Consider the following 15,974-nt stretch of genomic DNA (forward strand, 5'->3'; position numbering starts at 1 on the left):
TATGGAACGATATGCATGGAAAGGTATGGTACTAAAGGGCAAGAAAGACGAATACATCAAAAGACATGATGAGATTTGGCCTGAGATGGTAGAAGTCCTAAAGGCCGCAGGAATCTGCAACTATAGCATCTACATGTACGAGCTTGATGATGCTAAGTTTGACGCTGAGGTATTTGGATATTACGAGTGTGAAAAGGGCATAGAATATGCCGGCAGATACCAGGCAGAGAGCGAAGTTGTAGACAGATGGGATGAGAGCATGAAGGGCATTCTGATCCTGGAAAAGGACGAAAAGACAGGAGCCCAGAAGCAGATGAAACAGGTCTTTCGCCTGGACTAAACAAAAGCAAAACCGTCACTTTTTATTCAGAGAAAAGTGACGGTTTTATTTTATCTTATGAATTTATACAGCAGAAATTGTAAGCTTTTGTGGCTCCACATTTCTGATCTCGCCCTTTCGGCCGCGACAAACCATTCCACTGTCAATTGAGATCATGGTAGCATGTGCCTTCATGGCTGCATGTATCTGCTTTACCGCCACCTCATAATCCTGTGGAGTCATTGGAATTACGTATTCATGATTCAGATGCTCTGTAGAGATTACGGCCGATCTGAATCTTGGAACGTATCTTATACCATAGAAGGTACATATCTCCGTATTCAGCATTCCACTGTTATCTGAGCATTGCATCGAAATATACATAATTTCCTCCTTCTTTAGATCTTAAAGTCTCTTACAAAGTCCTCAATAGTTGCTGCTGCACTTGATACTGTTGTTGCACTGTCATCAACACCCTGGCTCTCGTCTGCAACCTGCTGAGCGCTGACTGCGAGATTGTCGGTTGTTGCTGTAACTTCCTGTGTACTTGCCGACTGCTCCTCGGAAATAGCTGCAACGGATGTAGCTATTGTGTCTACGTTGCCGATCTTGTCGATCATCTCTCTGAATGTATCGCTGGTCTCATCAAGACTTGAGAAGATCTCTTCAAAGGTCTTTCCTGCAGTCTGTACGGCTTCTGAACTCGCTGTGATCTCATCCATGTTAGCCTGGGATTTCTCCGAAAGTTCTTTTATCTGCTGAGTGATCTCAGCTATGATCTTGCCGATCTCTGTGGTTGATTCTGCGGAGTTAGCTGCCAGCTGTCCGATTTCCTGAGCAACTACGGCAAAGCCCTTACCTGCCTCTCCTGCTCTTGCTGCCTCAATTGAAGCATTCAGTGAAAGGAGGTTTGTCTGGGATGCAATGGAGTTGATGATCTCGATGATGGAGTTGATCTTCTGAGCAGACTCGCCAACCGCCTGAACGTCGCTGTTCATATCGCCCATGGACGTGGAAATCTTCTCCATGCCTCTCTGTACAACTTCCATGTCGCGCTGTCCGTCTTTTGCCTTAACAACCAGGTTGTTAACGGTTTCGCTGGCTGCATTGCCCTGCTCGGTGAGGTCTGCAACTTCGTTAGCAAGCTCTGTAGCGTTCTCTGCAAGCTCTGCAACTGCACTTGCCATTCCGTTCATGGCATCTCTGATCTGTCCCATATTTGTGGACTGCTCATTAGCCTGAATGTTAAGCTTGCCGGATGCATCCTTACTGTTCTCAGCTTCTATTGCAAGTCTGTCTGTCTCGTCTTTGATATTTCCGAGAGTTCCTCTCATGTGACTTACGAACTCTCTCATGTTGTTATTCATAAGGCCGATCTCGTCATCGCCGCCCTCAGGAATCTCAACCGTGAAGTCACCGTCAGTGATCCTTGTGATATTTTCAGTAAGGGCGCCAACAGGCTTTGATACGATGTTTCTGATCAGCATGTAAAGAACTACAGAAATGGCGATGACCATGAGGATCATGAGGCCATAGCATATGATCTGGAATCTGTTAAGACCTGCTAATACGTCGTTCTTAGATACAGAACAGATAAGTGTCCAGTCAGTTCCGGGGATCACACTGGCGCGAACATAATAAGTATCGCCGTGTTCATTCTTGAGCTCAGTTACATCTGTCGATCCGCTCTGTGCAAGCTGATATGCATTCTGGAGGAACAGGGCCTCGGGATGTGCACTGACGCTGGTTCCGTTAAAGCTTGCATCAAAATACGAAAGAATGGTGTCATTATAAAGAAGCATTGCCCCGCCGGTCTTAACAGGCTTGATAGCACTGATCTCCTCAACGATACCGTCAAGGGTATAATCCGCTGCAGCCACACCTGATCTGGCATCTGCGATTTTAACCGTTCTGGTAAAAGACACTACGGTGCTGCCGGTGTCTGAGTCCACATAGGGTTCGCCGGGAAGGAAGGTCTTGTGCTCAAGTCCCTCGATGTACCAGCTTCTCTCCTGTGGTACGTAGTCGGGATCCGGAACCCATCCTGAAGGATCAATCCAGTCTCCTGTAGCCGTTGCAATATACATACCGTTTGGCATGTACTCAGATTTTGAAAGTGTTGGGATAAGGAAGCTCGCCATTGCATGGTCATTGGGGAATGACACTGCGCCAAGAGCTTCTGCCGATGCATCAAGATACTCAACGATGTTGGTTATCTCTCGTCCGATCTTCTCTGTGTAGTACTCGGACTCTTTTTCAAGGTTGTTCTCTGCAAGCTCGACAATGATGCTCCTTGCCTGGGTTGCTACGATAAGCATGATCACAATGATTGAAATTGCGATCATCGGGATAACGATCTTTAATAGTTTCCCACTGACGCTCTTTCTTGCCTTCTTGACCTTATTCTCCATATAAATGCACCTTTCTTTATTAATTGCTAATTTAACAGTTTTAGGCCGGGGCATAGTTATGCCCTCTCAAGATACATTATAATGCATATATATAAGTTTTGTTCGTTTTTACAATAATTTAATAAACAGCCTATCGTTAACACACGCACAAAAAAATCCCTCGCCGATATTGACGAGGGACTGTCTTTTTAAATATTCAATTTCCCATCGATGCGATCAGAGCATCAATCTCTGCCTGAGACAACATCTTGCCTGAATCCGCAGGGGAAGGAGCAGCTGCAGGTGCAGAAGCTGCAGGCGTAGGAACGGAAGCCGGGCTGAAGCCACCGCCGCCACCGGCCTGTGAAGACTTTCCCATAATGCTGGCAAGGAGCGCCTGCTGTTCAGGGGTTAATCCGTTTGCATCCATCTTCTGATTTCCTTTCGAATCTTACCTACAGACATTTTACTTAGTCACTATATATATCGTCAAATAACATTTTTATAAACAGTCTATTAACTCTAATTCTTCTCCCTTATAAGGCCGCTCTCAAACGCCTTTAAAAGATCTTTAAGATCATCGATCTGTTTCTGAAGGCCCTTTCCTATATCAGTATCCTGTACGAGGATCCTCTTCTTGGTCTTCTCGGTGATCTGGATGGTAGGTGTATTCTCTTTTCCCTTAACAAAAGGCTTGTGCTGGGCAAGCGCCAGATGGTGGGAGTTGAAGATCAGCGTGTAGCCTGCAATTCCTGTCTGCTCATGGTAGGCTTTGGAGATTCCGCCGTCGATAATATAGAGCTTGCCACCGGCCTTAACGGGGCTCTCACCCTTGGCGGTCTTAACCGGAACATGGCCGTTTATGATGTGCGCCCATTCAGGGTCAAGGCCGAACTCTTTGAGGATCTTGTCTGCGTAAGGCTCCATGCCTGAAAATTTGTAATAGGGGTTGAAGTTCTCCTTGGTGAGCTCTTTTTCCTGTTTAAGGAACATGCGCTCAAAGGTTGTAATCTTGTCTTTTCCGAAAAGAGGAGAATATGGGCCGCACCAGAGATACCACATGAGGTCCACTGCATCCTGCTTCTCCTTCGGATAATCCCTGCTATCGAGGAAGAACGCATCGTGGGCCTTCTTGTTGATGTAGTCCATAAGCTCTTTTCCCATAAAGCTTCCGTCGGAAGTGGTCATGGGCACAAAGTTTCCGCTCTCGTCCATGGGAATGCAGCCGTGATAAAGAAGGTTCTCGTTGACGATCCTGTACATTCCACCGTGGGAGTATAAAAACTGCACGTGCTTTATAAGGAGCTGCGAGTGCATGAAGGAAAATCTCAGGGTCCTGATGAGGGTCTCTTCTGCTTCTGTGAGCTTGTAAGGGTCCTTGGGATCTATGGTTGGGAAGTTTGTGTCGTTGAGCTTATAGGTCTTTTCCTCGATGGTGACTTCGCCCTTGTCGTAATCGATCTTGTCCAAAAGGAGCCTGAATTCAAGGCCGTACTCGGGGTGCTTTTCGATGAGCTGACCTTCGAGTTTGAGCTGGATGATGCTGATGGCCTTGCACATCTTGGCGGCGAGCTTGGGATTTACTGCGTCGTACTTGTTCTCATCAAGGATGTGAGTTTTGAAGCACTCGCACGGGTCATCGCCGTAGACTTCCGCTGCGAACATGGAGAGGGGACGAAGGTTGATGCCGTACCCGTCTTCAAGCGCATCGAAGGTGTTGTAGCTAGTTCCTATGCGAAGTACGTTGGCTATGCATGCTGTATTTCCGCAAGCTGCGCCCATCCAGTCAATGTCGTGGTTGCCCCACTGGATGTCGACATCGTGGAAGTTCATAAGTTCTTCCATTACAAGGTCGGGCCTTGCTCCTCTGTCAAAGATATCTCCGATGATGTGAAGGGAGTCGATGGTCAGGTTCTGGATCAGCTCGCAGAGGGCGATGATGAACTCGTCCGCAAAATCGATCTCGATGATACCGTTTATGATCTCGCTGTAATAGAGCTTCTTGTTGAAGTCGTTCATGTCAAGGTGAAGGAGCTCGTCGATGGCGTAGGCGTAGTCGGCGGGCATCTTCTTGCGGACCTTGGATCTTGTGTACTTGGAGCTGACAACACGGCAAATAGAGATAAGCCTGTTTATGGTTATCTTCTGATGCTCCTGGAGGTCCTTCTGGGTATAGGTCTCGTCATGCCTTATTTCATCAATTACTTCTCTGGGATAATAGATTAGATTTGCGAGCTGAAGCTGCTCGGCCTCAGTCATCTGATTGCCAAAGGTCTCTTCGATCTTGGCTCTTATGATACCGGAAGAGCTCCGAAGCAGGTGTGAGAAGGCTTCGTACTCTCCGTGTATATCGGAAAAGAAATACTCGGTTCCCTTGGGAAGCGCACAGATAGCGCGAAGATTGATGATCTCCGCTGCAGCCTTCCTGGAATTGGGAAACTCCTTGCTAAGTAGACGCAGATACTCGATATTCTTCATAATATCCCCCGTTGACGATTTGATATTGTGATGGGCGATAGTTCGCCCTTTACGCGATATTGTATCTCAATTATCTATTCGAAAACGTTTACTGGTCTTTGAGTCTGGTCAAGTTTTCTCGTTATCTTTTTGTCGGGCCTGGGGTTGGGGTTCTTGGGCAGGCATTTCATGCCTGTGTTTGCTGGGCGAGATTTAGGACTTCTTGCCGGTCTTGCAGATGTCCTTGAGACAACACTCTGCACAGTTCGGGCGTCTGGCGATGCACACTGCTCTGCCGTGATCAACGAAGCGATGGCAAAGACCGTTGCCTTCTTCAGGCGGAATGATCTTCCACAGCTCTTTTTCCACCTTGGCAGGTTCCTTGATATTGTCAACAAGCCCAATGAGGTTGCAGAGTCTGATGCAGTGGGTATCAGTGACGATAGCAGGCTTGCCATATACATCGCCGAGAACCAGGTTTGCACTCTTCCTGCCAACTCCCGGGAGCTTAAGAAGCTCTTCCATGGTATCCGGAACCTTGTCGTTATAGGTTTCATGCAGCATCTTCATGCATGCGGAAATATCCCTTGCCTTGGAATTACCAAGACCACAGGGCCTTACGATTTCTTCAATCTCTTCCACCGGTGCCTTGGCTAGTGCCTCAATGCTCGGGAACTTCTCATACAGGAGCGGGGTTATCATATCCACTCTCTTGTCCGTGCACTGCGCTGCAAGCCTTACGCTCACCAGCAGCTGCCACGCCTTGTCATATGCCAGTGTGCAATTGGAATCCGGATATTCTTTTTTTAGTCTCTCGATTACCTCGAGAGCAAGCTTCTTCTTAGTCATAGCTTAATGATAATGAACCCCGGGGACGGAGTCAATGGCTCATTTTTTGAGCCCTAGGGACGGAGTCAGTGGCTCATTTTTTGATTTTCTACCCATATGGTCAGAAGTGGCCTATGGGCGTAGAAAGCCAAGGAGAGGAAATTTGCATAAGGGGTTATTTTCTACCTATACAGATAAAAGTAGCCTGTGGGCGTAGAATGCCCTGAGTTTTTTTCTACCTATATTTGAAAAAGTTCTCCGTTGGCGTAGAAAAAAGAGGTATTCAAATTATAACAGGAAATCCCTTCTACTTATATTGTGAAAAGTGTCTTATGGGCGTAGAAAATCTTTGATTCTGAGATTTTATATATATATGAGTCTAACCGGGGCTAAGTTATGGAAAATAAAGAGGATTGAAAAGCTTGATTATTGATTTTTCTATATATAGTTAAAAAAGTTGTCTTGGGGTATGGAAAGTTGTTGGCAAGCCAGAATGGGTTTCTATATATATGAGCAAAAGTAAGCATAGGGCATGGAAATAAGGCTATCCAAAGTTTTTGTGCAAATTTATTTTCTATGTATATCAAGCAAACTCATTGCAGGGTATAGAAAATATGGCAGACAAAAGTTTTTGAACAAAATCTTTGAATTGATAGTCATGCGTCAACTCACTTTTTAGCTTTGAGCATGACTTTCATAAAAAAGGGAGTCATAGAGAACCGTCCCCGTTGACTCCCTAACAGCTTACCACTTCTTGGCCGGGCATCTTGCGCCGTCAGCCAGTGCCCTTATCTCAACATAGCACCCACACTTAAGGCAGGTAGCATCAAGAAGGTTGTCACAGCTCTTGCACTGTGACAACCTCTTTTCATATTTCTCATCAGAAGCCTTCTCATCATCTGACATCAGGCTTCTTGTCTTCTCTAGCTGTGATTTGATGTCCTCATTGCCCGCCATGTCGCGCAACAGGCATCTCTTGCAGCTGTTATCCATATATTACATGTTCCTTTCTATTCGCAGAATCGGTGAACCGGCGAGGAGTCAAAGAGAACCGTCCCCTTTGACTCCCCCATTGACTCATAATGAGTCAAAGTGAAACGTCCCCGGTGTCTCAAAATGAGTCAAAGTGAAACGTCCCCGGTGACTCATCCCTTCACTGCGCTTGCGACAAGTTCTCCACCTTGTACGTCAAACTCAATTATATCATGAGGAGCTACCCTGTCTTCAAGGATCAGCTTTGCTGAAAGCGTCTCAACATATTTCTGCACGAATCTCTTAAGAGGTCTTGCGCCGTAGATCGGGTCGTAAGCGTTGTCGATGACAAACTGCCTTGCAGCAGGAGTCAGGCGAACGCTGATTTCTCTGTCGGCAAGTCTCTTGTTAAGGTCATCAACGATGAGGCCTACTATGTTTCCGATGTTGTCCTTGGTCAGAGGCTTGAACATGATTATCTCATCAAGTCTGTTGAGGAACTCAGGCCTGAAGTGTCCGCGCAGATCATCCATAGTCATATTCTCAGCATCCTCGCTGATGGTTCCGTCATCCCTGATTCCATCAAGCAGGTACTGGGCGCCAATGTTTGAAGTCATGATAAGGATAGTGTTCTTGAAGTCCACAGTCCTGCCCTGAGAATCCGTAACACGTCCGTCATCCAGGATCTGAAGAAGCACGTTAAAGACATCCGGGTGAGCCTTCTCGATCTCATCGAAAAGAACTACCGCATAAGGCTTACGTCTTACAGCTTCTGTCAGCTGGCCACCTTCCTCATATCCAACATATCCGGGAGGTGCTCCGATAAGTCTGGACACGGAAAACTTCTCCATGTACTCACTCATATCAATTCTGACCATGTTGTTCTCATCATCAAAGAGCGCCTGTGCCAGCGACTTGGCAAGCTCTGTCTTACCAACACCTGTAGGTCCGAGGAACAGGAATGAACCGATTGGCTTACTAGGATCCTTGATGCCTGCCTTGGATCTCATGATTGCCTCAGAAACCTTGGTTACAGCATCGTCCTGACCGATGACACGATGATGAAGTTCATCTGCCAGATGCAGAGTCTTGTTCCTCTCACTCTCAGTCAATTTATTTACAGGAATTCCGGTCCATCTGCTGATGATACCTGCAATCTCCTCATCGGAAACTCTCTCATGCACAAGCGAAGTCTCATTCTCGCCGGCCTTAGCCGCCTCCTCAGCCTCCTCCAGCTGCTTCTTAAGAGCAGGGAGCTTTGCATACTGAAGCTCTCCGGCCTTCTCGTAATCACCGTCTCTCTGGGCAATCGCAATCTCAGAATTTATGGTATCTATCTGCTCACGCATTGCAGCAAGCTTATCAACCGCCTGCTTCTCATTGTCCCACTGAGCCTTCCTGGTATCGAACTCCTCACGCAGCTCCGAAAGCTCTTTCTGCAAATTCTTAAGACGCTCAATGCTTAAGGAGTCATCCTCTTTCTTAAGAGCCGCCTCCTCGATCTGCATCTGCATGATCTTACGATTCATCTCATCGAGCTCCGCCGGCATTGAATCCATCTCGGTCTTGATCAGCGCGCAAGCCTCATCCACCAGGTCTATAGCCTTATCCGGAAGGAACCTGTCCGAAATATATCTATTCGAAAGAACCGCAGCACTCACCAGCGCAGAGTCCATGATCTTTACTCCGTGAAAGACCTCGTACCTCTCCTTAAGGCCCCTCAAGATACTTATGGTATCCTCAACGGTAGGCTCGTCCACCATAACCGGCTGGAAACGTCTCTCAAGGGCAGCATCCTTCTCGATGTACTGCCTGTATTCGTTCAGCGTCGTTGCGCCGATACAGTGAAGCTCGCCCCTTGCCAGCATAGGCTTAAGCATGTTGCCCGCATCCATTGCGCCGTCGGTCTTACCTGCGCCAACGATCAAATGCAGCTCATCTATGAAAAGAATGATCTCACCATCCGACTGTTTTACATCCTCAAGGACGGCCTTGAGCCTCTCCTCAAACTCGCCCCTGTACTTGGCTCCGGCCACCAGAGCGCCCATATCAAGGGAAAAGATCTTTTTGTCCTTGAGCGCTGTCGGAACATCGCCACTGGCTATTCTCTGAGCAAGTGCTTCTACAACCGCAGTCTTACCAACACCTGGCTCACCGATGAGTACAGGATTGTTCTTAGTCTTCCTCGACAAAATCCTGATGACATTACGGATCTCAGTATCTCTGCCAATTACAGGATCGAGCTTCTGACGTCTGGCCTTCTCAACCAGTTCTGTTCCGTACTTATTCAGAGTATCGTAAGTCGCCTCCGGATTATCCGTTGTCACATTTCTGTTGCCACGAACCTCAGACAGCACCTGAAGGAATCTGTTCCTGTCAATTCCGAACTGCGCCAAAAGCTCTTTTACCGCCTTGTTAGGCTTCTTGATCACAGCCATGAACAAATGCTCAACGGAAACATAGGAATCTCCAAGTGCTTTGGCCTCATCCTCAGCGGACAGCAGCGCCTTATTAAGGTCAGCGCCGATATACGGCTGGCCTCCGGATACCTTGGTTCTCTTGCCGATAGCCTCTTCTATCCTCATGATAAAAGACCTTGTGTCGACCCCCATACGCTCTACAAGCTTGGCAATTAAGCTATCCTCAATTGTCATGAGAGAATATAGAAGGTGTTCCTGTTCAATTTCCTGATTGCCGTACTCAACCGCAACCTTCTCACAGTTCTGCACGGCTTCAATTGATTTCTGGGTAAACTTCTGTATATTCATAAACACTCCTCTCCGCAGGCAAAATGGATTTCCTGCTCTGTGTTTGTTGTTCTATTCTTTGTATAACACAAATTAGCACTCTCGTCAAGAGAGTGCTAATTATAATTTCTTCTTATCGTTAAAAATGTATGCCCTAGGGTAGCATTTTCTATTACTGAAGGCATAAAATCACATTTTCAACATCAATCCTTCCCTTTAACCATCGGCACAACTGATCCGCCGTAGGGAATCACATAAACCTTCTTATCCGTGAAATCAACGCCGGACACAAACTCCGCAGCATCAGTAAACGCCTCCATACCCATAGGCCCTGTCGTATCGCCGTCAATAGTGGTGAGAATCCTGCACTCTCCCTTCCTCAGGTTCTCGACAGTCAGGTAAAAGATAAATCCGCCGATGGTGAAGTCTGCGCGAAGAGCCTCATCGAGTCTGCCTTCCTTAAGAGGCGCAAGCCACGCTGTGTAGTCGGGAGCTCCGCATCCTTCAGGGCACTTACAGAGCCAGAGCATCTGTCCGCCTTCCTTCATGGCTCTCATGCCGTTGAGCATGCCCTTGCAGCCCTGATACAGGTTCATGTCCTTGGGCGCTCCGCCGCTGCTGACGATGACAATGTCAGCTTCCTCGTCGATCCACTTCTCGTAACACTTCTTTTGGAAAAGACAGCTCTCCTTCCACGCTTCGTATAGGTCTCCGCCAAAGAGTCCGCTGTACCTGCCACTTGTAGCAACCACGATATTGATGCCGTAAGTCACTTCCACCAGAGCCGCAGCCTCGTTCATGTCCTCGTTGATAGGATTATTATCCAAAAGAGCGCATCCAACCCTGGGGTCTGAATGAGCAAGCTTGGGATCCAGCGCCCTCTGATGGTTCTGACGTATAGTCTGCCTTGAAGCAACTCCCGGCAGGATGTTCTTTCTTCCGCCGCCAAAGCCTGCCATCATGTGATGAACAGTTCCTCCGACCACGATGACTTTTCTGCCAACAACCAAAGGATTGACGCGCACATCTGTGCCTCTTGAAGTCTGTCCGACAAGTACACATTCACCATCGCAGTCATGATCCACAACCGTAACATTCTGATACATGTAGGAGCCTGCGATTATCTCTTTTTCCTGTTCAGAAGATTTCCTGTGAGTACCAAGTGCGATTAACACGCAGATGTTTTCAAAAGGAACAGCACAAGTATCATGAAGATAATGCCCCAGGAGAGTCACTATATCTCCCTGGTGCATCCAGCTCCTGGTGATATCTGATACCACTATCGTAATCTCATCACCTGCCGAAATCTTCTCGCGAAGCGGTGCAGAAGCAATTGCCCCCTCCTCGACGCATAGCCTGAAAGCCTCTGAAACATCCTCTATCTCAGGCATCGGATCCGGGTTTAAAAACTCAATGGACTTCGCGCCCTTGATCTCAATATCCACCACTTCAGTTCCGTATTTCAAACTAACAGATTTATCCATAACTTTCTCTCACTCACAAAACAGTTTTAAAAACAACAACAGCCACTATAAGCGCAACCAGCACCAGAACAGTGACCACATCCCTTACAGCAAAAGGATACTCCTTGTAACCGCTCTTATAGCCCCTAAGTTCAAACCCTCTCATCTCCGCAGACATAGCAGATACATCTACCTTCTTAAGACTTGATACCAAAAGAGGCACGCACAGCGGCGCAATAAGCCCCAGCTTCCTGAAGATGTTTTTTGTATCAAAATCCACGCCTCTGGCCTTCTGCGCATCCTGAATGTCGTGGAACTCAGTTGCAAATATCGGCACAAACCTGAACGCAGTGGTAACAATAAACGCATATCTGTAGGGCAGATGAAGCCTTTTTACCAGCGCATTGCAAAGATCATTCATACGGGTGATCGCGAACAACAGCATCAGAGGAAGCATCGCTGCGATAACTCTAAGTGACAAGAGCAGTGCACTCTTAAGGCCGCCGGTCGTAAACAGCACCACGCCTCCGATAACCAGAAGGGGACTTCCGTCTCTTACGAAAAAGAGCTGTATCACGAACATAATAAGTCCCAGGATCATCAGGTTTCTCGTAAGGAAAAGAGCTCTCTTAAAAAGCCCGGCTGTTGCAGAAATCAAGATCATCGCCACGATAAACAAAACTTCCGCAAAAACATTCTCACACAGTATTGCTGCGATTCCATACATAAAAGCCGCAGCCAGTTTGGTCACAGGATTTAACTTATGAAGAAAGCTATCTCCCGGCACATAGTTCAAAAGATTCATAACGCGCCTCCCTTCTGAGCTTTCCCTCGAAGGGCGTCAAGCATCTCTTCAATAGTAAACACATCCTTAAACTCATCCCCAAAGCGAAGCGCCAGCTCAGGTATCTGCGCTGGGAGCACTCTGGCCTTTTTAAGGACGTCGACATTTTTCATCATCTCTTTTGTAGGACCCTGTCCCAGGATCTCGCCATGGTTGAGTACGATGACACTCTTTGCATAGGACTGGACCAGCTCCATATCATGACTGACCATTAGGACCGTTACGCCCTTTTCCACATTGAGCCTTGTGACATAATCCATGATGCGGATACACTCAAGGTAATCAAGTCCTGTCGTGGGCTCATCGAGAATAAGCAGCTCGGGCTCGCAGGCAATCACTCCGGCAAGTGCAATCCTCTGTCTCTCTCCGCGGCTTCTTGAAAAGGGGAACCACTCAGGGTCAAGTTTAAAGGTCTCAAGGACCTGCTCTGTGCGATCTTTGATCCTATCCTCAGACCACCCTTGCGCCTTCATGGAAAAAGCTATCTCATCCCTTACAGTGTTTTCGCAGATCTGTCTGTCGGGATTCTGGAAAAGAAATCCACAGTCCCTTGCAAGTGTACTCGAAGGGGTCTGTAAAGTGTCTTTTCCATTAAGGTAAACATGACCTTTGGTTGGATGCAAAAGGCCGTTGGTAAGGCGGCTTATGGTGCTCTTACCTGCACCGTTGGCACCGATCAGCGCCACAAAACCTCCCTTTTCGATGCGGAAGTTTAAGTCTTTTAAAATAGGTCTTTTCTCGGAGTATCCGAAACTAACATCTTCAAAACGTATCATTCAAGGATCCTCCTGACCATCTTCTCTGCATCATCCACAGTAAGCGTAACCTCACCGTCATATATCTTTTCCCTGATGAGCTCTGCTGAAAGCTCGGTTACTCTTGGCACGTTTATGCCAAGGTCCTTGAAGGTGTTGATGGATGCTGCCATATCTCTCGGGGTTCCGTAAAAGGCAACCTTGCCTTTATCAAGAACCATCATATGTTTAACATACTCGCAAAGGAGCATGATCTTTTGCTCGACAATAATTACAGTGATGCCCTTCTCTCTGTTAAGGGCAGTAAGTATCTTAAAGATCTCTCTGCTGCTCTCGGGGTCCAGCTCACCTGTGGGCTCATCCAGAACTATCACTTCAGGTTCAAGCGCAAGCATTGATGCTATTGCCACCTTCTGCTTCTGACCTCCTGAGAGGCTTGAAATCTCACGGTCACGAAGGTCTTCTATTCCAAGCTCGTGCAAGACTCTGTCTACGCGCGCCCCAATCTCTTCGTGTGGAACGCCGAAGTTCTCAAGTCCGAAAAGTATCTCATCTTCCACAACCGAAGCCACCATCTGCGAATCGATATCCTGGAAGACCTCTCCGACCTTCCTTGCAAATTCCTCGGCCGGATGTTCAGCAGTATCAACACCGTCAATGGTCACTGCTCCGTAAAAATCTCCCTTTATCTTCTGGGGAATTATTCCGTTTAATGCGAAGGTAAACGTAGTTTTACCGGCACCTGAAGTGCCGGTAATTCCTACGAAATCTCCGTCTGCGATCTCGATATTTATGTCATCGAGTGCTGCTGTTTTACTGTTCTTATAGACAAAACCTAAATTCTTAACTGAAATCATTCTTCTTCCTTATTTCCCATAACTTTATTAACCGGAATACTGAGTACTGTAACAATGACCATGTTGAGAAGTGCTGTCACAATAGTTACAATAGCCATGCTTACAAACTGTGCTCCGGGCATCGGCTTAGCATAGGTAAGTGCTGCGAGTCCGACAAATGCGAATCCTGAGATAAGTGTTGCCAGGAATGTGCAGACAACGGGCTTAACATACTTGGGAAGTGCAAGCCTTATAAGCAGGCACATAGCGATTGCTCCAAGTGTCTCAGAGCCAAGTCCAAGCCATGGCATTGATGTTCCGATCTGTGAGATTGCGCCTGATATAAGACCGATAGCTGCTGCCTCTTTGAGGTTAGGCTTGATGATGAAAATAGCCAGGCAGTATGTTGCGATCAGGAAGTTAGGGTGCATGTTACCAAGTGCAATAACTCCCGCAAACATACGAAGAACGATGCCTACTGCCATCATAACTCCAACCAGGATGAGGTTTCTTGTGTTAGCAAGTCCCTTCTTTTCCTCAACCAATACTTCTCTTTTTGCTGTGCTCTGTACGTCCATTTTTAATCCTCCTTGCCGTCTGTGCGGCTATCAAAATGTGTTGGTACAGGGAACGCGTTTTTTTTGTAATAAAAAAGCCTGTCCCTGTATGAAGTTTCATACAAGGACAGGACTGTTATCCTGCGGTGCCACCTTGCTTATCGGATGATCCGATCTCTCATGAGAAAGCCAACACTTCCTCTACTCTGTAACGGGAGTTCCCGTCGAATACTACTAAGGCTATCGCCCTTTCGCTTCGCCCTCAAAAGTCCATTCCTTCATCCATCCACTGCATCCTCTCACCACTGGATACTCTCTGTGAGCTTCAAAAATGAAGTACTCTTCTTTCTCATTGGTTTAGCAAATTGTAGCACTAAAGTGATTGAGCGTCAACCTATTTCGAAAAGAGATATCCATACTTTCTTCTTGTCTGAAGTATTATCTCTTTAACGCGCTCTTTTTCCTGCGTACTGTAATCCGATAAGCCTTTAATGGCCGAATCAACATCTTTTTCCGAGTAGGTAAAAGAGATATTGTTTCCGTACAGTTTCTCTGAAATCTCGAGCTGTTCTTCAAAGGTTTCGCCAAAAGTCTTGGGCCTTACCTGCCAAATCTGTTCATAGACATCCCGGCCCAACGGATAATCCATTTTGGTATCCGAAAGCAGAGCTCCTCCGTTATCAAATATCGGACATAAACGGAACTCTTTTCTATCATTCATAAGAACCGCCATATTGTGAGTGTGCCTGTCCTCATTAAGGAAGAGCGCATCCAAAGTAAGAAGCCTGTTCATGTAAGGGCCGAAATCACTAATGCCGGTAATCCTCTCTGTCTGACCAACGATAAGTCTCAGTCTTTCAGTATGATCAGCAGTGCTATAGATCATCTTATTAAGAGACGTTCCATATGTCTGTAAAAAGAGCCTCTCCAGGGTGATGAGTTTCCATCCGTCGGTAAAGTCCGGGCTTTTACATCCCCTGTATATGTTGTCATTGTATTCTATGGATTCCTGCTCGTAGTCGGTAAACTCTTTTTCATCAAGAGAAGACTTATGCAAAAGAGCTGATACAACACACTCAGCCAGTCCCTCATAGCCCAGGTTATCAGCCTTGTACCAGAATCCGTCTCTTTCGAATTTCAGCTGGTTTCCCTTAGATGACTTCCGATCTGTAGTTTTAATATCCTCATCAAACAGCTTCACCATATATCATCTCTCTATTCTTATCCAGAAATCATCGTCCGCCATGCGACCCTCAGTCTTTTCTATAATCATGATGGGGTCATAGAACGGTATGTCCAGTTTCTTGAGTTCAAGTTTTAGCTTGTCCCTGGTTTCAGGAAAACATCTTGATCTGACAAATTCCTCATATTCCTCATAAGTGGGTTCAGTGTTCACACCCATAGCCCGATACAGCGGATTGGAAATGAAATTGTGAACTTCAACCTTCCGTTCCATCTCATCCACATCAATTATCGAACAGACAAAGCTGTGATACATGTACCATAGTCTCAATTTATATTTTTTCTCAGGCACCAGTATCTTCTGCGGAAGATCATGGTTTTTGATGAGCATGTCCGCAATCAGAGTGATAGGTCCCGTTATCTCATCATCTGAATACTCCCAGCGCTCTACCGTACGCTTGGACACACCGACAAACTCAGCAAACTCTTTCTGGGTCATGCCCGTGATCTCCCTTAGCAGTTTGATCTCATCTGAAGTTATCTTGGCAGGAGTTATATATTTTTTCATAGGATGTGATCCTCCTATAAAAATTAAATCACATTTTTGTCGGCAAATCAATGCGA

Annotated in this window: 15 protein-coding genes and 1 other annotated feature; of the genes, 1 reads left to right on the forward strand and 14 read right to left on the reverse strand. The window is 46.6% G+C overall.

Annotated elements, in window-relative coordinates:
• Position 1: 1 nt before the first annotated feature.
• Positions 2 to 340 carry an L-rhamnose mutarotase gene (locus G632_RS0108850; protein ID WP_022768669.1) on the forward strand — a complete coding sequence of 113 codons (339 nt, stop codon included), beginning with the start codon at positions 2 to 4 and terminating at the stop codon, positions 338 to 340.
• A 63-nt stretch (positions 341 to 403) separates the two neighbouring features.
• Here the strand turns inward: G632_RS0108850 and G632_RS0108855 are convergent, their stop codons facing one another.
• The 14 genes from G632_RS0108855 to G632_RS0108920 all read right to left on the reverse strand — a co-directional run bounded on the left by G632_RS0108855 (position 404) and on the right by G632_RS0108920 (position 15,918).
• Positions 404 to 703: a hypothetical protein gene (locus G632_RS0108855; RefSeq protein ID WP_022768670.1), complete on the reverse strand. Its 300-nt coding sequence runs from the start codon at positions 701 to 703 to the stop codon at positions 404 to 406.
• Positions 704 to 717: 14 nt separating this feature from the next.
• Positions 718 to 2,730: a methyl-accepting chemotaxis protein gene (locus G632_RS0108860; protein ID WP_022768672.1), complete on the reverse strand. Its 2,013-nt coding sequence runs from the start codon at positions 2,728 to 2,730 to the stop codon at positions 718 to 720.
• Positions 2,731 to 2,926: 196 nt separating this feature from the next.
• Positions 2,927 to 3,139, reverse strand: a complete 213-nt coding sequence (locus G632_RS0108865; protein WP_022768673.1) for a hypothetical protein — start codon at positions 3,137 to 3,139, stop codon at positions 2,927 to 2,929.
• A 92-nt stretch (positions 3,140 to 3,231) separates the two neighbouring features.
• Positions 3,232 to 5,187, reverse strand: a complete 1,956-nt coding sequence (locus G632_RS0108870; protein ID WP_022768674.1) for a fructose-bisphosphatase class III — start codon at positions 5,185 to 5,187, stop codon at positions 3,232 to 3,234.
• A 192-nt stretch (positions 5,188 to 5,379) separates the two neighbouring features.
• A complete protein-coding gene (locus tag G632_RS0108875) occupies positions 5,380 to 6,015 on the reverse strand; it encodes an endonuclease III domain-containing protein (RefSeq protein WP_022768675.1) in 636 nt (211 codons plus the stop codon).
• Between the two features lie 723 nt (positions 6,016 to 6,738).
• Positions 6,739 to 6,987, reverse strand: coding sequence for a DUF6171 family protein (locus G632_RS0108880; RefSeq protein WP_022768676.1), 249 nt, complete (start codon positions 6,985 to 6,987; stop codon positions 6,739 to 6,741).
• 152 nt (positions 6,988 to 7,139) lie between these two features.
• The gene (clpB, locus tag G632_RS0108885; RefSeq protein ID WP_022768677.1) at positions 7,140 to 9,734 is read right to left on the reverse strand and encodes an ATP-dependent chaperone ClpB; all 2,595 of its coding nucleotides are present in this window, start codon (positions 9,732 to 9,734) and stop codon (positions 7,140 to 7,142) included.
• 182 nt (positions 9,735 to 9,916) lie between these two features.
• Positions 9,917 to 11,197, reverse strand: a complete 1,281-nt coding sequence (gene larA, locus G632_RS0108890) for a nickel-dependent lactate racemase (protein WP_022768678.1) — start codon at positions 11,195 to 11,197, stop codon at positions 9,917 to 9,919.
• Positions 11,198 to 11,210: 13 nt separating this feature from the next.
• Entirely contained in the window at positions 11,211 to 11,981 is a 771-nt protein-coding gene (locus G632_RS0108895) for an energy-coupling factor transporter transmembrane component T family protein (RefSeq protein WP_022768680.1), read from the reverse strand.
• A complete protein-coding gene (locus G632_RS0108900) occupies positions 11,978 to 12,796 on the reverse strand; it encodes an energy-coupling factor ABC transporter ATP-binding protein (RefSeq protein WP_026512493.1) in 819 nt (272 codons plus the stop codon). The genes G632_RS0108895 and G632_RS0108900 overlap by 4 nt, the downstream gene beginning before the upstream one ends.
• Positions 12,793 to 13,632, reverse strand: coding sequence for an energy-coupling factor ABC transporter ATP-binding protein (locus G632_RS0108905; protein WP_026512494.1), 840 nt, complete (start codon positions 13,630 to 13,632; stop codon positions 12,793 to 12,795). Before G632_RS0108905 ends, G632_RS0108900 begins: the two co-directional genes overlap by 4 nt.
• On the reverse strand, positions 13,629 to 14,189 hold the full coding sequence (locus G632_RS0108910; RefSeq protein ID WP_022768681.1) for a hypothetical protein: 561 nt from the start codon (positions 14,187 to 14,189) through the stop codon (positions 13,629 to 13,631). The genes G632_RS0108905 and G632_RS0108910 overlap by 4 nt, the downstream gene beginning before the upstream one ends.
• Positions 14,190 to 14,288: 99 nt before the next feature.
• Positions 14,289 to 14,530, reverse strand: a binding site (T-box leader).
• Positions 14,531 to 14,562: 32 nt separating this feature from the next.
• The gene (locus G632_RS0108915) at positions 14,563 to 15,372 is read right to left on the reverse strand and encodes a hypothetical protein (RefSeq protein WP_022768682.1); all 810 of its coding nucleotides are present in this window, start codon (positions 15,370 to 15,372) and stop codon (positions 14,563 to 14,565) included.
• A 3-nt stretch (positions 15,373 to 15,375) separates the two neighbouring features.
• Positions 15,376 to 15,918: a helix-turn-helix domain-containing protein gene (locus G632_RS0108920; protein WP_026512495.1), complete on the reverse strand. Its 543-nt coding sequence runs from the start codon at positions 15,916 to 15,918 to the stop codon at positions 15,376 to 15,378.
• Positions 15,919 to 15,974: the final 56 nt, after the last annotated feature.

This window comes from Butyrivibrio sp. NC2007 (assembly GCF_000421405.1).
In the GTDB taxonomy this organism is placed as follows: domain Bacteria; phylum Bacillota; class Clostridia; order Lachnospirales; family Lachnospiraceae; genus Butyrivibrio.